We start from the raw sequence: 18,439 nt of genomic DNA, 5'->3' as shown, positions 1-18,439 counted from the left end.
TACTGATTAAGTCGCGTCACGCAGCCAGGCTTCCACCTGCTGATAGTTGCCGCGAAACACAATGTTGTCCGCTTTTTTGCTGAGCTGATAACGATACATCGGGTCGTAATATTCTTCGAGCAGCGGTGAAAGCCAGGCAAGATGCCCGTCTACCGAACCGGTTTTGCGTTGTAAATCTAGTGCTTCATCCAGGTAAGCGGTGAACTGTGCAAAGCGCTCCATTCCAAGACGGCGGCGAATGGCGAATAAGCCATGATGCAGATACTCGCCGTAGTTTTGCCAGGCGGTTTCTTCGTCGTGTACCGACAAAAACGCTTCGCTCATTTGCTGGAAATACTCGGTTTTTAAGCGCTCTAAACGCTGCTCAAAGGGTTCATCAATCACCACAATTGGAGAGCGTAACATCTGTTCCCTGAAGCATTCCGGGATATGGCGCGAACCAATCATCCGGCCTTCATCTTCAACAACCCATCTTCTTTGCGAACCGTCACTTTTTTTAAGCAGCGTCACCGCCAGGTTATTTTCAAAGTTGGTCTGCGAGGGTTGTTCGACAATGGTGCGGCCAAACGACGAACCCCGATGATGGGCCAGCCCTTCAAGATCGATACCTGTCGGCAGTGAACGGATTAGAATCGTTTTGCCGCCGCCTGTATTACCGCTGACGAGCACCATAGGCCAACGTGAGCGGGACTCAATCACATCCATCGCATAGTGGCGCAACGCCTTATAACCGCCCTCAACCAGCGGATAGTCGACACCTGCTTCACGCAGCCACTGCTGAACCAGATGGGAGCGCAGGCCACCTCTGGCACAGCACAGATATCCCTGCGGATTCTGGCGGCAAAATTCGAGCCACTTCTGCAAACGAGCTTCACGGATTTCGCCATTGACCAGGCTGTGACCTAACTCAATCGCTGCTTGTTGCCCACGCTGTTTGTAGCACGTACCCACTTGCGCACGCTCATCATCTGACATCAGCGGTAAGTTCAGCGCAGCAGGCATTGCCCCCTGGGTGAATTCAACCGGCGCACGCACGTCGATAAGCGGAATATCGGCGCGCAGCAGATGTTCATAATTTTGAGTATTGGGACGAGCGTTTTGCATACATAAACCTTAAAGCAAGTGAGGCCGAAACGCCGTGGATTGTGCGCCTTGAAACGAAGAAAAGAAAGTTATGCGGGGATTGTGTTGTAGAGCGGGCCAGCGCAAGCGCCAGCCGCTACTACGATTATTTGGTGAGTTTGCTCTGCGCCCAGGAAATCCCACTGGCGTATTCTGCAGGTAATAGTGGCACTAGCGCTTCAAGCGACGCGCCAAGTCTGCCGGTATCGCTGTCATTGAGGTTGAGATGGCCCACTTTACGGCCTTCACGCACTTCTTTGTCATACCAGTGCAAATGTACTAACGGCAGTTTCAGCCAGTCGTAATTCAGGTCAGTGCCGATAAGATTGATCATCACTGAAGGTGAGTTAACGACAGGTTGTGGTAACGGCAGATCAACGATGGCGCGCAGGTGCAACTCAAACTGGCTGATGGATGCGCCGTTTTGCGTCCAGTGCCCGCTGTTGTGCACGCGTGGGGCGAGCTCATTAATCAACAATCCTGCTGGCGTGATAAAGCACTCCATCGCCATGACGCCCACATAGTTTAGCTCGTGCAAAATGGCCGACAGCATCGCTTCTGCTTGCTGCTGTTGCTCGATATTGACCTGTGGGAAAACCACGCTGGTGCGCAGAATGCCGTCCTGATGCAGGTTATGCGTCAGCGGATAAAATACGGTTGTGCCGTCATGGCCACGAGCGCCGACAAGAGAAACTTCACCCGAGAAATTAATACCTTGCTCAACGATACATTCACCGTAGCAATCATCGGGTAGCTGGTCGGTTTCCTGGCTGCGTAAACGCCACTGTCCACGCCCGTCGTATCCACCGACGCGGCGTTTCACAATAGCCAGTTCGCCCAAATTCTGGAATACATTGGCCCATTGGTCGCGGCTGGAAAGCAATTGCCACGGCGCGGTTGCCAGTTCGAGCTTATCGAACAGCTGCTTTTGCGTCAGGCGGTCGGCGATGATTGGGAACACATCGCGATTCACAAACGCATTATGACGAGCCAGTTCGCGGGTGAGGGCGGTTTCAGGCCAGCGCTCAATTTCAGCGGTAATCACGCTTTGTGCAAACGGAACGGCTTCGGGTTCGGCATCTAAGCCAACCGGATAAACTGCGATACCCAGCGGTTCGCCCGCCTGGCGTAACATCCTGCCTAATTGACCGTTACCCAGCACGCAAACTCGTTTCATGCTTCACCCCGTGGGTCTGGGTTTTCCAGCACTTCGTCGGTTTGGCTTTGACGCCAGTTTTGCAGACGTTGATTGAGTGCCTGGTCGTGCAGCGCAAGAATTTGGGCGGCCAGCAGTGCGGCATTGGCAGCACCGGCTTTACCGATAGCCAGCGTCCCGACCGGAATACCACGCGGCATTTGAACAATGGAATAGAGACTGTCGACGCCGCTTAAAGCCGCGCTTTGGACTGGCACACCCAGCACTGGAACCAGGGTTTTTGCCGCGATCATGCCCGGTAAATGTGCCGCACCACCTGCGCCCGCAATGATCACCTGATAACCGTTGTCGCTTGCCTGTTCGGCAAAGCTGAAAAGTTTATCGGGAGTGCGGTGAGCGGAAACCACTTCAACGTGGTGTGGGACATCAAGGGTGGTGAGGATTTCTGCGGCAAACTGCATGGTGGCCCAGTCACTTTTGGAACCCATGACAATGGCGATACGCGCTGGGGTCTGGTTGGAGGACATGCGTCTCAAAACTCCTGTGGGTATGCAAACATCACCGAACGTGGCTCGAACGGTCAGAAGGGCTCAGAGAATAGCATGAACATAGGGCAAGGAAAACGGTTGCGTGGTTGCGAATACGGCAAAAAGAGGTGATTTTGTTTAGAAAGAGAAAGGGATGAGCTCTACGTCTTCAGCGGTCACTTTAATCATCGACCCCTGTGTATGCCAGGCACCTAAAACGCAGCGAAATGCGGGTTTGCCGTTAGCCTTTAGCGGGTGAATTTCAGGACGATGGGTATGACCGTGGATCATCCACTGCACCTGGTGGCGGGTGAGGGCGTCAACAACGGCGTGTGGGTTTACATCCATAATCGCCATCGATTTACTGCTATTGGATGCTTTGCTGTTAGCACGCATTTTGGCAGCTATGCGTTGGCGAATAAACAGCGGCAGGGCGAGAAAAAAACATTGCAGCCAGGGCTGGTGGACTTTCTTGCGGAAGGCCTGATAACCGTGGTCATCGGTACAAAGTGTGTCGCCGTGTAGCAGTAACATATTGCGACCGTATAAATCGACAACCTGTTCTTCGGGTAACAACGTCATTCCGCTCAAGCGTGCAAAACGTTTACCGAGCAGGAAATCGCGGTTGCCATGAATAAAGAAGCAGGGCACACCGGCATCAACCAGGTCTTTGATAGCAAGGGCAATTTGGCGGTGCAAAGGTTCGGGGTCGTCATCACCAATCCAGGCTTCAAACAGATCGCCAAGGATATAAAGTGCGTCAGCTTCCCGCGCAGTACCTGCCAGAAAACGCAGAAAACCGGCGGTAATCGCCGGTTCTTCTGAACACAGATGTAAATCTGCGATAAAAAGCGTCATCGCCATGGGGCGAATTATTCGCTTACGGTTACGCTAGTGATAACCACGTCTTCTTTAGGAACGTCCTGGTGCATACCGCTGCGGCCTGTGGACACGCCTTTGATTTTCTCAACCACGTCCATGCCTTCAACGACTTCAGCAAATACGCAGTAACCCCAACCTTGCATGCTTTCGCTGCTGAAGTTCAGGAAATCGTTATCAGCGACGTTAATGAAGAACTGAGCTGTTGCAGAGTGTGGAGCCTGAGTACGAGCCATTGCCAGCGTGCCTTTGGTGTTTTTCAGGCCGTTGTTCGCTTCATTCTGAATGGTGTCTTTGGTCTCTTTCTGCTTCATACCTGGTTCAAAACCGCCGCCCTGGATCATAAAACCATTGATCACACGGTGGAAAATGGTGTTGTCGTAGAAACCTTCGCGGCAGTAATCGAGGAAGTTTTTAACAGTAATCGGCGCTTTATCATCAAAAGTTTTGATTACGATATCGCCGTGATTAGTATGAAAAGTAACCATGCTGTGTATCCTATATTAGTCAGACAGTGTTCAGGCAGACGGTGCCGTGACACAAGGTGGTTGTTATAGCATAACTGCTCATGATCATCACCTTGCAAAGCGTGCTGCTTCCGTGTGAAATTTTGAGGTAACATAGACGCTAATTTTGAAATCACACACTTAGATGGAATCCCCTGATGTTAAAAATCTTCAATACAATGAGTCGCCAAAAAGAGGAATTCAAACCTATTCATGCCCAAGAGGTTGGCATGTACGTGTGTGGTATCACCGTTTACGATTTGTGTCACATTGGCCACGGCCGTACTTTTGTTGCCTTCGATGTCGTCGCGCGCTACCTGCGTTATCTCGGTTATAACCTGAAATACGTGCGCAACATTACCGATATCGACGATAAAATTATTAAACGCGCTAACGAAAATGGCGAAGATTTTGTTGCGCTGGTTGACCGTATGGTGGCTGAAATGCACACCGATTTCGACGCGCTGAATATTTTGCGCCCCGACAGCGAGCCGCGCGCGACAAAACATATCCCAGACATCATCGAAATTGTTGAACAGCTTATCGCGCGTAATCATGCGTATGTTGCCAGCAACGGCGACGTGATGTTCTCCGTTGAATCCGATGCGGATTACGGCAAGCTTTCCCGCCAGGATTTAGAGCAATTACAAGCCGGTGCGCGCGTGGAAGTTGAAGCCAACGTGAAGCGCAATCCGATGGATTTCGTGCTGTGGAAAATGTCTAAACCGGGCGAACCAAGCTGGTCATCGCCATGGGGTGAAGGGCGTCCAGGCTGGCACATTGAATGTTCCGCAATGAACTGCAAACAGCTTGGCAATCATTTTGATATTCATGGCGGCGGTTCAGACCTGATGTTCCCGCACCACGAAAACGAAATTGCACAGTCAACCTGTGCGCACGGCGGTGAGTACGTCAACACCTGGATGCACTCCGGGATGGTGATGGTCGATCGTGAGAAAATGTCTAAATCACTGGGCAACTTCTTCACTGTGCGTGACGTGTTGAAGTATTACGATGCAGAAACCATTCGCTACTTCCTGATGTCCGGTCACTATCGCAGCCAACTGAATTACAGCGAAGAAAACCTGAAGCAGGCGCGGACATCGTTGGAACGTTTGTACACCGCACTACGTGGTACGGACGCCAGCGCTCAACCCGCCGGTGGCGAGGCGTTTGAAGCCCGTTTCCGCGAAGCGATGGACGATGATTTCAACACGCCGGAAGCTTATTCGGTGCTGTTTGATATGGCGCGTGAAGTAAACCGACTGAAAACAGAAGATGTGAACGCAGCAAACGGCCTGGCGGCGGCGTTGCGTCAGCTTTCAGCCGTGCTGGGCTTACTTGAGCAAGAACCCGAAGCTTTCCTGCAAAGCAGCGTGCAGGCGGATGACAGCGAAGTGGCTGAAATCGAAGCGCTAATCAAACAGCGTAACGATGCGCGCCAGTCGAAAGATTGGGCGTTGGCAGACCAGGCTCGTGACCGTCTGAATGAAATGGGTATCGTGCTGGAAGATGGCCCGCAGGGAACAACCTGGCGTAGAAAATAATTTTTATTCAGTGAGTCATACAGAAAGCGGCGCAAGCCGCTTTTTTTTATCGACTACTATATTGGTAATAGAAATTGATAAGGGTTGGTGCATGGCTGCCATCAGTAATAGTGGTGAAACACCGCTTCTTTCTCTGTATCCCCCTCGTCCTTATGAAGAAATGGCCACTTTACGGCAGGCACTTTCTGGCGTGGGAACAGAGCACGCTTTTCATTCGAATGAAGAAATTAACGCCGTTCAGGAAAATGATAAATCACTCTATTTGTTCACTGATGGGCATTTTTCGTTTATTCGTGCCAGTGATGGTTTAGTGCTTTCGTCTGCGAGAGGCGAGATGATTTACGGCATTGCAGAATGCATGCGTCCACGTGGCGGTTGGTTTTTGAAAATTGAAGAACCCTGTAAAGCGCAAGTCGTTCCGGTGGAACAAGCCTTTAAAATCTTTACTCAACAGAATTTATGGCAAACCGTCGCCAGCCTGCTTGCCTGGTTTATACAGGTTTATTCCGTGCGTGAAGAGCATCTGCTGGGAGTGACAGCTTATGTCATGATCCGCAGTAAGTTGCTTGAATTGAACATACTGACACCTGATCACCTTAGCACTATTAATGTGGCGGATTATATTCAGGAACGCACTCAACTGGCGCGCAGTACTATTATGGCAATTTTGAGTGAATTACGGCGTGGGGAGTACATCGAGATTAAGCGCGGCAAGCTGGTAACGATTAAACATTTACCGAAAGACTATTAAAAAAGCCCATCAAGTGATGGGCTTTTGTCATCAATAAACGGTTTTATGAATTGCGAATCAAATAATCAAATGCGCTCAGAGAGGCTTTCGCACCTTCGCCGGTCGCGATAATGATTTGTTTGTACGGGACGGTAGTGCAGTCACCCGCAGCGAATACGCCCTTCACGGTCGTTTCACATTTCGCATCAATGATAATCTCACCCATGCGGTTGCGCTCAACGCTGCCTTCCAGCCAGTTCGTGTTTGGCAGCAGGCCGATTTGTACGAAAATCCCCGCCAGTTCAATCTCATGAACGTGTTCAGTAATGCGATCTTTGTACTGTAAACCGGTGACTTTCGCGCCATCGCCTTTCACTTCCAGCGTTTGCGCATTCAAAATGATGTCGACGTTTTTCAGGCTGCGAACTTTATTCTGTAAGACCTGGTCAGCTTTCATTTCTGGCGCGAACTCCAGCAACGTAACGTGTTCGACAATACCCGCCAGATCGATTGCTGCTTCAACGCCTGAGTTACCGCCACCGATCACCGCCACGCGTTTACCTTTAAACAGCGGGCCGTCACAGTGTGGGCAATACGTCACGCCTTTGGTGCGGTACTGTTCTTCGCCTGGAACATTCATATTGCGCCATTTCGCACCGGTCGCAATGATGATGCTGCGAGCACTCAGCGTTGCGCCAGACGCAGTTTGGATCTGATGCAAACCACCTTCGGTTTTCGCCGGGATCAGTTTGCTGGCACTTTGCGTGTCGATAACATCCACATCGTAATCATCAACGTGTGCTTTCAGTGCACCCGCCAGTTTTTGGCCTTCAGTCTTCGGTACGGAAATGTAGTTTTCGATATCAACGGTATCTAATACCTGGCCACCAAAACGCTCGCCCATCAGGCCAGTGCGAATGCCTTTACGTGCGGAGTAAACCGCTGCTGCCGCACCTGCTGGGCCGCTGCCGACAATTAACACATCGTAGGCTTCACGTTTATTCAGCGCTTCGGCAGCTCGTGTTTCAGCACCGGTATCAATTTTACCGACGATTTCAGCCAGCGTCATACGCCCCTGGCCGAACTCTTTACCGTTCAGGAATACCGCTGGCACGCCCATGACGTTGCGCTCCTGAATTTCATTCTGGAACACACCACCGTCAATTGCTGTATGGCTGATGCGCGGGTTCAACACGCTCATCAGGTTCAGCGCTTGTACCACGTCCGGGCAGTTGTGGCAGGAGAGCGAGTAATAAGTTTCGAAATGGAAATCGCCATCGATTTCGCGGATCTGCTCAAGCAAATCTTGCGACTCTTTCGACGGATGTCCCCCGATCTGCAGCAATGCCAGCACCAGAGAAGTAAATTCGTGACCGAGTGGCGAACCTGCAAAACGCGGGCCTTTATCGGAACCTGGATTAGTAATCAGAAACGACGGTTTGCGCACCGGCAAATCGTTATTGATGGTGAATGAAACTTTGTCAGAAAGCTCGGCGATTTCTGCCAGTAATTCACTGACTTCTGAAGATTTAGGGCTGCCATCCAGAGTTGCTATTAACTCAACAGGTTTAGTTATTTTCTCAAGATAGGCTTTGAGTTGGGTTTTCATATTGGTGTCGAGCATGATGTGCCTCCCTAATGGCAAGAAAAAATCGGCTGCAAGTGCAGCCGATAAGCGTTACTGAATGTGAAGCGGTTTAAATTTTGCCGACCAGATCTAAAGACGGAGACAGCGTCGCTTCGCCTTCTTTCCATTTAGCAGGGCAAACTTCACCTGGGTGAGATGCCACATACTGAGCGGCTTTCACTTTACGCAGCAGGTCTGATGCGTCACGGCCAATGCCTTCAGCAGTCACTTCGATAGCCTGAATGATGCCCTGTGGGTCAACAACGAAGGTTGCGCGGTCTGCCAGACCTTCATCTTCACGCATGTTGTCGAAGTTACGGGTCAGCGTGCCTGTTGGGTCGCCAATCATCGCGTATTTGATTTTTGCAATAGTGTCAGAGCTGCTGTGCCATGCTTTGTGGGTGAAATGGGTGTCTGTAGAAACAGAGTAAATATCCACGCCCAGTTTCTGGAATTCGTCGTAATGGTCAGCAACATCGCCCAGTTCAGTTGGGCATACAAAAGTGAAGTCAGCTGGATAGAAGAAGAAAACGCTCCAGCGGCCTTCTACGTCCTGCTCGGTAACTTCAATGAATTCACCGTTTTTAAAAGCGCTGTTTTTGAATGGTTTGATTTTTGTATTAATTAAAGACATCTGTACTTCCTCCGTTTTGCGATGGGAGAAAGATAACGAAATTTCGCGTTTCGCTCTAATGGGTAGGTTGTATTGAATTGATAAGTAATACCTACCAATCGAAACGACAGGCATAAAAAAAGCCACCCCTTGCGGAGTGGCCTTTTAATGTTGCGCGTTACAATTCCACTTTAAAAAATCATAACAGCGGCGGGATTAAATCACTGATGCGCTGAACGGGTCAATCCACCCAAGCGTTGTATTAACGATGGTTCTAATAGCTGGCAGCTATTAATCATGCACGTCGATGACGTCCGGGATACGTACAATTCCGAAATGCATGTCACTTTCATGTCAGAGAAATTGCAGGAGTGTGACAACACAGCTAGATTTAGCGCACATGCGTTTTTATGTACATTTTTGCGCAATGGCGCGGGTTCATTTTGAGGGTTAGGCGTTGTCGGAAATGTTTTCAATTGTGTTGTTTGTCGCAGCCATTGCCGTGTATGCCGTTAAAGCTGGACGTAACGTTTGGTGGTTTAGTGTCATCCTGCTTATTTTGGGATTATATATCGTCCTGAACGTGACGTTTGTCGCCAGCAACTACTTCACCGGTGAAGGCATCAACGACGCGGTGCTTTATACCCTGACCAGCAGCCTGACGGGCGCCGGAACAGGCAAGTACATTCTTCCTGGCGTTGGGGTATTTGTTGTCCTGGTCGCCGTATTTGGCGGTTTGGCCTGGATTCTGCGTCGCCGTAAAGGCTATCCCCATCACTTTGGATATAGCCTGCTGGCAATTGTTTTGGCGCTGGCCTCGGTCGATGCATCACCTGCTTTTCGCCAGGTGACAGAACTGGTTACATCACAAACTCGCGCGGGTGATTCTGATTTCGATGTTTATTACAAAGTCCCCCATGGCACCATTAATAATCCGAAACTTAACCTCGTTTATATTTATGGCGAAAGTCTTGAACGTACTTATCTGGAGCCGGAATACTTCCCTGACTTAGCGCCGGAATTAACGGGGCTAAAAAATGAAGGAATAGATTTCAGCCATACCGTCCAATTACCCGGCACTGATTACACCATAGCCGGAATGGTCGCCTCACAATGTGGTATTCCATTATTTGCGCCGTTCGAAGGGAACTCATCGGCTTCGATGTCGAGTTTCTTCCCGAAAAATATCTGCCTGGGTGACATACTGAAAGCCTCGGGTTATGAAAACTACTTTATGCAGGGCGCAGATTTACGTTTTGCTGGCAAAGATATCTTTTTACAGTCTCATGGTTTCGACTATATGTACGGGGCTCAAGAGCTGAAAAGCATGGTTGCCGACCCAAACTACCGCAATAACTGGGGCTTCTACGACGATACGGTGCTGGATGAAGTCTATGAAAAGTATATTGAACTGTCGAAAGCAAACAAACGATTCTCACTGTTTACGTTAACCGTCGATACGCACCATCCAGACGGTTTTATTTCAAAAACGTGCAAGCGTCGCAGTTACAATTTTGACGGCAAACAAAACCTGTCTTTTGGCGCGGTAGCCTGTAGCCAGGAACATATCGCCGCGTTAATCGAAAAAATAAAAGCTTCACCCTATTTTAAAAATACCGTGATTGTCGTTTCTTCTGATCATCTCGCCATGAATAACACCGCCTACAAATACCTTAACCAGCACGATAGAAATAACCTGTTCTTTATTCTTCGTGGTGATAAACCGCAGGCGGACCTGGTGCCGGTAAAACGCAGTACTCTGGATAACGGAGCAACAGTGCTGGATGTTCTGGGGGGCGATAATTATCTTGGCTTAGGGCGCAGCAGTTTGTCCGGGCAGTCGATAGCCGCCGTATTTCTTAACGTAAAAGAAAAGGTGATGGCGTGGAAACCTGACGTCATTGATCTGTGGAATTTCCCGAAAACCATCACCCAATATGAGATTAACCAGCAGAAAAATACCTTCAGCTATTCTGGGGCGCATTTTAAAATGCCATTGCTGCTGCGTATTCTGGATAAGAAAATCGAGCCATTACCGGAAAGCGAATACTCTGCACCGCTGCGCTACCAACTGGCTGATTTTAAAGAAAACGACAAATTTATTTGGGCCGACCGCTGCTTCAAAATGGCGCGTTTGTGGGAACCCAAACTGGCACTTTCCACCGGTCTGTGTGTTGCCCAGGGGCAAATGGGCGGACAGCCGACAGTGCGTTTAATTGAACAACCGCAGGAACAACATGCGGTGCAATTTACCCAGCAAGCTACCGACAAAGCGCGTTTTAAAAATACTGTGGCACTGCTGAAACTGGATGAAAACGCGATTCGCTACCAGGCCGATAGCTTTATTTTCAATATCCCCGGCGCTCCGCAAAACGTGAAAGCGTTTACCGGGATTTCCCGTCCTGAAAATTGGGGGCGCTGGTCAAATGCCAATCTGGCACCGGCAGTGAAAATCGAATATGCCGAGCCGTTGCCGGAGAAATTTGATCTGGTCATTACAGCTAAAGCATTTGGGCCAAATATCGGCCAGCCGGTGCCGGTAAAAGTGGGAAGCCAGCAGCAGACGTTAACACTTGGCGAAGAACTCAGTACCACTACGCTGCATTTTGATAATCCTGAGCGCAGTAGTCTGGTGGAAATTATTCCGCCACAGCCTCAGTTATCTAATGAAGGCAATATTCTGGGCCATGAACCGCGCAAGCTGGGGATTGGAATGGAAGATATTAAAGTGGTGCCAGCGGCATAGAATAAAACGGCCCTCATCCCGGCCTTCTCCCCCTGGAGAAGGGGAAAAACGGTTACCCCGCATGGGAGAGGGCTGCCTGCTTCGCTAAGCACAGACGCATCACTCAGGGCAGCGATACACATTCCCGGTCAGCGTTACGTTAGTTTGCTCGCTGCTGCCGGAGCCGTTATAGGCGCTGCCGGTCTGGCCTGCACGCTGAGTCAAAATAGACACCACGTTGCCACCCATATTAGCCGCCTGGTTTTTCAGGTCATTGCGCGCGCCGGTTTCCAGGTTACTGTTTGATGTCCAGCCGCCGGTCACGAAATTCCCCTGGCTGCCGGTAACATCGCCGAGGAATTTACACTCCTTACCTGGCTCGTTGTTGGTTACGCGCACGTGTTGAGCCTGTGAGTTCACGCTGTTGGCGCTGCACCCCGCCAGTAGAACGGCCAGTGTAATAAGAGTTAGTTTTTTCATCGTGTTTCCTGGTAGGTATATTCAAATGCAAATAGATGCGCTGAATAATATCGACAGAAAAAAACTACCGAACGAGAAGATTCTTAAAACAGGAATGCCGATTGAGGGAATAAATAAAATTCGATTAAGCGTTGAGGTGCCGTTTATTGATGTAATTAAATTGTTGATTTTGATTGGGGGATTAAAGAATGGATGTTATTAAACTGCGAAATAATAATTATGGCGCTCGGTAATCTACCGAACGCCATGGTTAAATATTATAAAATACCTTGTCCTGCCATTGCGTCAGCCACTTTCACGAAGCCCGCAATATTCGCGCCACGAACATAATGCGTTTGCTTATCTTCACCGCCGTAATTCACACAGGCTTCGTGAATATCCAGCATGATGTGATGCAGACGGACATCCACTTTCTCTGATTTCCAGCTCAGGCGAGCGGCGTTTTGCGCCATCTCAAGGCCTGATGTTGCCACGCCACCCGCATTAGCCGCTTTACCTGGTGCAAACAACACGCCCGCATCAATGAACAGATTGGTGGCTTCAATGGTAGTCGGCATATTCGCGCCTTCCGCCACGGCTTTCACACCATTGGCAATCAGCGTGCGTGCCGCGTCGGTATCCAGTTCATTTTGCGTGGCACACGGTAGCGCGATATCTACCGGCACGTTCCACGGTTGCTGGCCTTCGAGGTATTGCAGGCCGAACTCTTTCGCATAATCGGCAACGCGCCCGTCACGGCTGGATTTGATTTCAGTCAGACGTGCCAGTTTCTCGGTGGTGAAGCCTGCTTCATCAACCACGGTGCCGTTGGAGTCAGAAGCGGTAATTACGCGAGCACCCAGAGAGAGTGCTTTTTCGATGGCATACTGCGCCACGTTGCCGGAACCAGAAACGGCGACACGCATCCCTTCAAAGCCCAGACCATGACGCTTGAGCATCGCATCGGTGAAATAGATTAGGCCGTAACCGGTGGCTTCCGGGCGAATCAGGCTTCCGCCAAACGAAAGGCCTTTGCCGGTGAACACGCAAGCGGTGTTGTTGGAGAGTTTTTTCATCATCCCCGCCATAAAGCCCACTTCACGCCCGCCAACGCCAATATCACCTGCCGGGACGTCAGTATCTGGCCCCAAATGGCGGTACAGCTCAAGCATCAACGCCTGGCAAAAACGCATGATCTCGCCTTCGCTTTTACCTTTAGGGTTAAAGTCGCTACCGCCTTTACCCCCGCCCATCGGCAAGGTGGTCAGTGCGTTTTTGAACGTTTGCTCAAAGCCTAAGAATTTCAGAATGGAAAGGTTAACGGATGGATGGAAGCGCATCCCGCCTTTAAATGGCCCAATCGCGGAGCTGAATTGCACACGCCAGGCGCGGTTAACCTGAACCTGATTTTTGTCATCCACCCAGGTCACGCGGAACTGAATCACACGCTCGGGTTCGACTAAACGCTCCAGCAGCGCAGAGCGACGGTATTGAGGATTTTGTTCGAGGAAAGGCCACAGTGTGGTCATGACTTCGCGTACTGCCTGAGCAAATTCAGGTTGGTGTGGATCGCGTTGTTGTACAGATGAGAGGAACGATTCCAGAGAAAGCGAATTTTCCATAGATTAATGAGTCCTTGTTATAAGTGATGTTATAGATGTGTGTGTTCTTTCGAATATAACATTCACTTATTACCGAACCGCAAGTAATTTCTCTTTATCCTCATTCAAACCGTATTAATGTTATTAATTGCGTAGCGTTACCTTCCCATATTGCTTTGAATTTACTGTCTTTTTGATAGGGTCCGAGTGGCTGGTTGAGCGTCAGAATTATGTGTGCTTGTTCAATTTTACATATGGATGCCGCTGAAAAATCAAAGTAGCGCCCGACGTGGCGAAACAAAGCTTTAAATAAACTTTCTTTGGCTGAAAACACTAACGTTAACGCGTAATTAAAGGGGAGGTGGGATGCAGCAAGAAGTTCTCTCTCAGCGCTTTCAATAATTCCGTCGTAAATATCCCACGCTACCGCTGGCGCAATTATTTCTTCGTAGTCGATTCCTATTCCCTCGCGCAAAAGGGGATCGTCAGCCACAACCGTTGCCAGCGCGACATTGCCGCTGTGCGTAATACTGCCGGTAAATCCGGGTGGCCAGCAAGGCTCACGATGTAACCCGATTCCGGGAACAAAATCTGTTACTCCATGAAAACGCAGCGCTTCACGGGTGGCAATTCTGCCGGCCAGATGCTCGGCCTGGCGCTTTTTCGACGCGTGGGACAAGCGTGGGTGATGGGGCAGCCACAGCAAATCGTGGGGCTCAAGTGTGGATGCGTCAAAATCGATGCGGAAAATGCGCTGGGTGGTGCCGGGGAAAGTAAAGTTTGAAGCCTGGATTTGCATAATATTCTGCCTGAAAGGGCTGCCCTCACCCTAACCCTCTCCCGAGGGGAGAGGGGATAGTCCGAGCCGGTTTTGGTTATCTCCTTCTCCCTCAGGGAGAAGGCCGGGATGAGGGCGGTTTTGCACGCTTAGAAGTGGGTATTCAAACTCACATAGTAAGTACGACCAGACTCGTTATACGTTGCGGCACCTGCGCCGTACATATAACCGGCATCGCCGCCCGTGGTTTGGGCATTACCCGCGCGCCAGTGACGTTTGTCGAACAGGTTATCGATACCCGTTGTCAGACTGACGTTTTTGGTCGCATTCCAGGTTCCGCTCAGGCCAACAATGCTATAAGGGCTCACTTCGTTGGTTTCAGGACCCGTCGCAGGTTGGCCTTTGTAGTTGTACTTCTTCGGCTGCTGTTTGCCATACCAGGTGAAGGTCGATTGCACAGAAATATCCTGACGAATCTGCCAGCTCAGCATGGAGTTCCACGTATATGCTGGAATAACTGACAGGCGCTCGCCGGTTTCCTTGTTTTTACTTTGCAGCATGTAGGTAACGTTGTTGGTCCAGTTTACGGTGTTTGAAACTGGTACATTCAATGTCCCTTCCAGGCCTTCAACAACGGCTTTCGGAATATTTTCCCACTGATAAATATCGGTTTTGGTTTTGCCTTTAGAGGTCTGACCGATTGGCGCGTAACCCGCTTCAATTTTGTCGCGGTAGTCATTACGGAACCAGGTCGCCCCCGCAAGCCAGCCGTCACGTTTGAACTCAAGGCCGATCTCTTTGTTGATGCTGGTTTCAGCTTTAAGATCTTCGTTACCCATCATGTAGCAACCCACGCCGGTCCCGCTGGCGTAGCAACCCTGGCCTTTGCTGTACAGAATGTAGTTCGGGTTGGTTTGATACAGGCTCGGCGCTTTATACGCCTGGGCGATACCCATTTTCAGGGTGAAGTCATCGCCTAAACCTTGAGACAGGTTCAGAGACGGGCTCCAGTTATTCCCCACAATGCTGTGATGATCGAAACGCAAGCCCGGCGTCAGCATGGTGCTGTCCGTCAGCTCCATGTTGTCTTCAGCAAACAACGAGAAGATCTCGGCCTGGGAGTACGGGCTACGGTTTGTCCCGCTTGAGCCTGGAATATCGCCGCCCATAAAGGTCTGATTATTCGAAGACAGATCCTTCATTTTCTGCTGGTTCCACTCAGTACCCAGCGTCAGGTTCTGGTTGAAAACGAGATCAATCGGAATATTCACTTCGCTGTGCAATAGCACATCGCTCAGGTCGATATCACTGAATTTATCGCTGGAGAAGATCCCTTCAGTGCCGCCTGCTAACCCTTCCTGCATCCGCGAGTTACGCGTGTGCTCATACTGCACCCAGTTGCTGGTGGTCAGGCCGCTATCCCAACCGCCGTTCCAGGTCAGCGAGTAGCTCTGGCGATAAAGACGGTTGGTCTCATTGCCGTAGTTATCTTTAACGATTTGGTTGGTGTTGGTGTTTTGCGTATCGCCGGAATAGAGGTTGCCCTGGCGGCTGTAGCCCGCATCCAGTTCCAGTGACTGCATTGGCGCAAAGTCCCAACGCACCACGCCGTTCACGTCTTTATTGGTTACACCTTCACGGCCCGCGGGCAGCGTATCCGCGTAAATCCCGGTACGTTCAGATTGGTGACCCTGGTTAATGTCCCAGGCGTCGGCCTGAGTTTTATCCAGATTGCCGTACAAACGGAAGCTGAAATCCCCGCCCAGCGGGCCGCTCAGGCTAAAGTTGGTACGTTTGGTTGAGCCTTCATCATTGTGCTCAGGCGCATTGAGGTAGGTGTTCCAGGAACCGTGCCACTCACCGCTGCCTTTTTTGGTGATGATATTCACCACGCCACCGGCGGCACCGTTACCGTAACGTGCCGCGGCAGGGCCACGAATAACTTCAATACGTTCAACCATTTCAGGCGGAACCCAGCTTGCATCGCCGCGCGTATCACGCTCGCCACGCCAGCCCAGACGCACCGAGTTACGGCTGGTGACCGGTTTACCATCGATGAGAATCAGGGTGTTTTCCGGGCCCATACCGCGGATATCAATCTGGCGACCGTTGCCGCGCTGGCCGCTGGTGGAGTTACCGGTGAGGTTTACGCCCGGCATAGTACGGACGATTTCGGAGATATCGCGCGCCGGTGGGCGCTTTTTCAGTTCTTCAGCGGTGATGGTTGAAACGCCCGGAGCCTGCAAGTTTTGCTCGGCAGCGGTCACCACCATGGTGTCTTCATTTTCGGGGATTTGTGCTGTTGTTTTGCTATCAGCAGCGTTGTCTTCTGCAAAAGCCGGAAGGGCAACGCTGTAAATTCCCATGTTGATAAGCATCGCGAGGGAATACTGGATCTTCTTATTCATTATGGCGGCCTGCTTTTCCGCTGAGCCCGGTGTCATTCCATTCCCAGAGGGAGCGGGCGCAGCATGATTTCACGTATTGATACCGAGATCTGTCCGGCAACGGTCCCGAAATGAGGGATTTGTGCGTTCAAGTTCGGCAATTTATTGTTTTTGCACCAGGAAGCTGGTAGCCCAAAGCGCGGAAATACGCTATTGCAAATGCAAATAATTATCAATAGTATTATCAATATATTTCAGCTTTATTGATCGTTATCATTAATTTCATAGGGTTATGTGGAAGTGACAATTTTGCTTACAGGAAGTGATGGCTGGTGGCAGGAAACGCAGATGCAGGGAATTCCGCTTATTACCTGCGAAAATGATGGCCAGTGTGCAGTCACTTTCTTGTGGCGAGATCCGCAAGGCTGTGAAAAAACATCGCCGATTAAACGGGTCTGGATTTATGTCACGGGCGTCACCGACCATCACCAACGCTCTCGCCCACAAACCCTGGTGCGCATCCCCGGAGCGGATGTCTGGCAATGGCAAACTCAACTCAGCAGCACGTGGCGCGGCAGTTATTGTTTCATCCCATCAGCCAGTGAAGATGATTTCCCGGCGGAAGCCTTCGATGGCATCGTGGCCGAACGTATGGCACTGCGTGAAGGCTGGCGCAAGCTGTTGCCACAGGCGATTGCCGATCCGCTTAATCCTGAAAGCTGGCTCGGCGGGCGTGGGCATCCGATGTCGGCGCTGCATCTTCCTGATGCGCCCAAACAATCCGGTTGGGACAAACCGAACACCCCGCATGCCGCTCCCCTTTGTATTAGCTGGCAAAGTCAGCGCCTGGATAATCAACGCAAAGTCTGGATTTTCTCAACCGGTGACGCACAGCCCGAGCAACGTCCATTAGCCATTTTGCTTGATGGCCAATTCTGGGTGGAAGGTATGCCGGTGTGGCCTGCGCTACAGGCTCAAACGGATGCCGGCGCGCTGCCTCCAGCGGTTTACGTGCTGATTGATGTTATCGACAACGCGACTCGCAGCAACGAACTCCCGTGTAATGCTCAGTTCTGGCAAGCGGTTCAGGAAGAGTTATTCCCGCAGTTACGCGAGCTTATTCTCTGGAATGAAAATCCAGAAACGACTGTGGTGGCCGGGCAAAGTTTTGGCGGGCTTTCATCGCTTTACGCCGCACTCCACTGGCCGGAAAAATTTGGCTGTGTGCTGAGCCAGTCAGGTTCCTACTGGTGGCCGCGTCGTGAGGAGAACCGACAAGGCGGGCTGTTAATCCAGCAACTCGAAGAGGGGTTTGCGTGTGACAAACCGCTGCGCATCTATCTTGAAGCCGGGGTCAGAGAACCTCTCATTCATCAAGTCAATCAACGTTTATTCCCCTTGTTACAACAAACGCAGCGCGATGTTTTCTACTGCGAGGTGGACGGTGGGCACGATGCACTTTGCTGGCGTGGCGGTCTGACAAACGGCCTGGCCTGGCTCTGGTCTGGAGAAAAAAATGGAATTCAGTAACCCTTTTGACGCGCCTCAGGGCCGTTTTTTTATCCTTGAAAATGAAGCGCGACAGTTCAGTTTATGGCCTGAACATTGTGCATTACCGGATGGCTGGATGGTGGTTTGTGAACCTGCATCAAACGAAGAATGCCAGCGTTGGCTACTCGACAACTGGACACAGCTGCAACCCGTAACATTTGCGAAAGAAGGGGTGAGCGGTGAGTGAATTAACCCTGGTGGAACAACAAACTGAAACCCTGCCACTGGTGG

16 protein-coding genes are annotated in these 18,439 nt (G+C 50.7%); 5 read left to right on the top strand and 11 right to left on the bottom strand.

What is annotated here, in order from left to right; translation table 11 throughout:
• Positions 1-6: 6 nt before the first annotated feature.
• The 5 genes from mnmH to ppiB all read right to left on the bottom strand — a co-directional run bounded on the left by mnmH (position 7) and on the right by ppiB (position 4,172).
• The gene (mnmH, locus tag OH773_RS16495; RefSeq protein ID WP_270140095.1) at positions 7-1,104 is read right to left on the bottom strand and encodes a tRNA 2-selenouridine(34) synthase MnmH; all 1,098 of its coding nucleotides are present in this window, start codon (positions 1,102-1,104) and stop codon (positions 7-9) included.
• 124 nt (positions 1,105-1,228) lie between these two features.
• Complete coding sequence (purK, locus tag OH773_RS16490; protein ID WP_270140092.1) at positions 1,229-2,299, bottom strand: 5-(carboxyamino)imidazole ribonucleotide synthase; 1,071 nt, start codon at positions 2,297-2,299, stop codon at positions 1,229-1,231.
• Positions 2,296-2,805, bottom strand: a complete 510-nt coding sequence (purE, locus tag OH773_RS16485; protein WP_270140086.1) for a 5-(carboxyamino)imidazole ribonucleotide mutase — start codon at positions 2,803-2,805, stop codon at positions 2,296-2,298. Before purE ends, purK begins: the two co-directional genes overlap by 4 nt.
• Before the next feature lie 138 nt (positions 2,806-2,943).
• Entirely contained in the window at positions 2,944-3,663 is a 720-nt protein-coding gene (gene lpxH / locus OH773_RS16480; RefSeq protein WP_270145921.1) for a UDP-2,3-diacylglucosamine diphosphatase, read from the bottom strand.
• A 14-nt stretch (positions 3,664-3,677) separates the two neighbouring features.
• Complete coding sequence (ppiB, locus tag OH773_RS16475; protein WP_183271259.1) at positions 3,678-4,172, bottom strand: peptidylprolyl isomerase B; 495 nt, start codon at positions 4,170-4,172, stop codon at positions 3,678-3,680.
• Between the two features lie 176 nt (positions 4,173-4,348).
• Here ppiB and cysS point away from each other — a divergent pair, with 176 nt between their 5' ends.
• Positions 4,349-5,737 (top strand): cysteine--tRNA ligase, encoded by a 1,389-nt coding sequence (gene cysS / locus OH773_RS16470; RefSeq protein ID WP_270140083.1) that lies wholly within the window; start codon positions 4,349-4,351, stop codon positions 5,735-5,737.
• Positions 5,703-6,488: a helix-turn-helix domain-containing protein gene (locus tag OH773_RS16465; protein ID WP_270140081.1), complete on the top strand. Its 786-nt coding sequence runs from the start codon at positions 5,703-5,705 to the stop codon at positions 6,486-6,488. The genes cysS and OH773_RS16465 overlap by 35 nt, the downstream gene beginning before the upstream one ends.
• 43 nt (positions 6,489-6,531) lie before the next feature.
• Here the strand turns inward: OH773_RS16465 and ahpF are convergent, their stop codons facing one another.
• Both ahpF and ahpC read right to left on the bottom strand, forming a co-directional pair.
• On the bottom strand, positions 6,532-8,091 hold the full coding sequence (ahpF, locus tag OH773_RS16460; protein WP_270140079.1) for an alkyl hydroperoxide reductase subunit F: 1,560 nt from the start codon (positions 8,089-8,091) through the stop codon (positions 6,532-6,534).
• Positions 8,092-8,164: 73 nt separating this feature from the next.
• On the bottom strand, positions 8,165-8,728 hold the full coding sequence (ahpC, locus tag OH773_RS16455) for an alkyl hydroperoxide reductase subunit C (protein WP_270140077.1): 564 nt from the start codon (positions 8,726-8,728) through the stop codon (positions 8,165-8,167).
• Between the two features lie 445 nt (positions 8,729-9,173).
• Here ahpC and opgB point away from each other — a divergent pair, with 445 nt between their 5' ends.
• Positions 9,174-11,453 carry a phosphatidylglycerol--membrane-oligosaccharide glycerophosphotransferase gene (opgB, locus tag OH773_RS16450; protein WP_442865616.1) on the top strand — a complete coding sequence of 760 codons (2,280 nt, stop codon included), beginning with the start codon at positions 9,174-9,176 and terminating at the stop codon, positions 11,451-11,453.
• Positions 11,454-11,552: 99 nt separating this feature from the next.
• On the opposite strand, the gene OH773_RS16445 is transcribed toward opgB, so the two are convergent.
• From OH773_RS16445 to OH773_RS16430, 4 genes are all read right to left on the bottom strand, one after another.
• Positions 11,553-11,912, bottom strand: a complete 360-nt coding sequence (locus OH773_RS16445) for a DUF4156 domain-containing protein (RefSeq protein ID WP_183271253.1) — start codon at positions 11,910-11,912, stop codon at positions 11,553-11,555.
• 257 nt (positions 11,913-12,169) lie between these two features.
• Positions 12,170-13,513 carry an NADP-specific glutamate dehydrogenase gene (gene gdhA, locus OH773_RS16440; protein ID WP_183271252.1) on the bottom strand — a complete coding sequence of 448 codons (1,344 nt, stop codon included), beginning with the start codon at positions 13,511-13,513 and terminating at the stop codon, positions 12,170-12,172.
• Between the two features lie 100 nt (positions 13,514-13,613).
• Entirely contained in the window at positions 13,614-14,291 is a 678-nt protein-coding gene (gene entD / locus OH773_RS16435) for an enterobactin synthase subunit EntD (protein ID WP_270140071.1), read from the bottom strand.
• A gap of 128 nt (positions 14,292-14,419) precedes the next feature.
• Positions 14,420-16,678 carry a TonB-dependent siderophore receptor gene (locus tag OH773_RS16430; RefSeq protein WP_270140069.1) on the bottom strand — a complete coding sequence of 753 codons (2,259 nt, stop codon included), beginning with the start codon at positions 16,676-16,678 and terminating at the stop codon, positions 14,420-14,422.
• 327 nt (positions 16,679-17,005) lie between these two features.
• On the opposite strand from OH773_RS16430, the gene fes reads away from it, so the two are divergent.
• Positions 17,006-18,187, top strand: coding sequence for an enterochelin esterase (gene fes, locus OH773_RS16425; RefSeq protein WP_270145920.1), 1,182 nt, complete (start codon positions 17,006-17,008; stop codon positions 18,185-18,187).
• Positions 18,174-18,395 (top strand): MbtH family protein, encoded by a 222-nt coding sequence (locus OH773_RS16420; protein WP_270140067.1) that lies wholly within the window; start codon positions 18,174-18,176, stop codon positions 18,393-18,395. The genes fes and OH773_RS16420 overlap by 14 nt, the downstream gene beginning before the upstream one ends.
• Positions 18,396-18,439: the final 44 nt, after the last annotated feature.

It is taken from the genome of Buttiauxella sp. WJP83, from assembly GCF_027594725.1.
Classification (GTDB): Bacteria; Pseudomonadota; Gammaproteobacteria; order Enterobacterales; family Enterobacteriaceae; genus Buttiauxella; species Buttiauxella selenatireducens.
Note: the sequence above shows the minus strand (reverse complement) of the source record. Positions and strands in the feature narration are given on the sequence as shown.

What these genes read in the sequence shown, in the direction of transcription:
- mnmH (WP_270140095.1), bottom strand. Translation starts at nt 1,104, where the DNA reads ATGCAAAACGCTCGTCCCAATACTCAAAATTATGAACATCTGCTGCGC.
- ppiB (WP_183271259.1), bottom strand. Translation starts at nt 4,172, where the DNA reads ATGGTTACTTTTCATACTAATCACGGCGATATCGTAATCAAAACTTTT.
- entD (WP_270140071.1), bottom strand. Translation starts at nt 14,291, where the DNA reads ATGCAAATCCAGGCTTCAAACTTTACTTTCCCCGGCACCACCCAGCGC.
- OH773_RS16465 (WP_270140081.1), top strand. Translation starts at nt 5,703, where the DNA reads ATGGCCCGCAGGGAACAACCTGGCGTAGAAAATAATTTTTATTCAGTG.
- OH773_RS16430 (WP_270140069.1), bottom strand. Translation starts at nt 16,678, where the DNA reads ATGAATAAGAAGATCCAGTATTCCCTCGCGATGCTTATCAACATGGGA.
- ahpF (WP_270140079.1), bottom strand. Translation starts at nt 8,091, where the DNA reads ATGCTCGACACCAATATGAAAACCCAACTCAAAGCCTATCTTGAGAAA.
- cysS (WP_270140083.1), top strand. Translation starts at nt 4,349, where the DNA reads ATGTTAAAAATCTTCAATACAATGAGTCGCCAAAAAGAGGAATTCAAA.
- fes (WP_270145920.1), top strand. Translation starts at nt 17,006, where the DNA reads ATGCAGGGAATTCCGCTTATTACCTGCGAAAATGATGGCCAGTGTGCA.
- purE (WP_270140086.1), bottom strand. Translation starts at nt 2,805, where the DNA reads ATGTCCTCCAACCAGACCCCAGCGCGTATCGCCATTGTCATGGGTTCC.
- lpxH (WP_270145921.1), bottom strand. Translation starts at nt 3,663, where the DNA reads ATGACGCTTTTTATCGCAGATTTACATCTGTGTTCAGAAGAACCGGCG.
- OH773_RS16420 (WP_270140067.1), top strand. Translation starts at nt 18,174, where the DNA reads ATGGAATTCAGTAACCCTTTTGACGCGCCTCAGGGCCGTTTTTTTATC.
- OH773_RS16445 (WP_183271253.1), bottom strand. Translation starts at nt 11,912, where the DNA reads ATGAAAAAACTAACTCTTATTACACTGGCCGTTCTACTGGCGGGGTGC.
- ahpC (WP_270140077.1), bottom strand. Translation starts at nt 8,728, where the DNA reads ATGTCTTTAATTAATACAAAAATCAAACCATTCAAAAACAGCGCTTTT.
- opgB (WP_442865616.1), top strand. Translation starts at nt 9,174, where the DNA reads ATGTTTTCAATTGTGTTGTTTGTCGCAGCCATTGCCGTGTATGCCGTT.
- gdhA (WP_183271252.1), bottom strand. Translation starts at nt 13,513, where the DNA reads ATGGAAAATTCGCTTTCTCTGGAATCGTTCCTCTCATCTGTACAACAA.
- purK (WP_270140092.1), bottom strand. Translation starts at nt 2,299, where the DNA reads ATGAAACGAGTTTGCGTGCTGGGTAACGGTCAATTAGGCAGGATGTTA.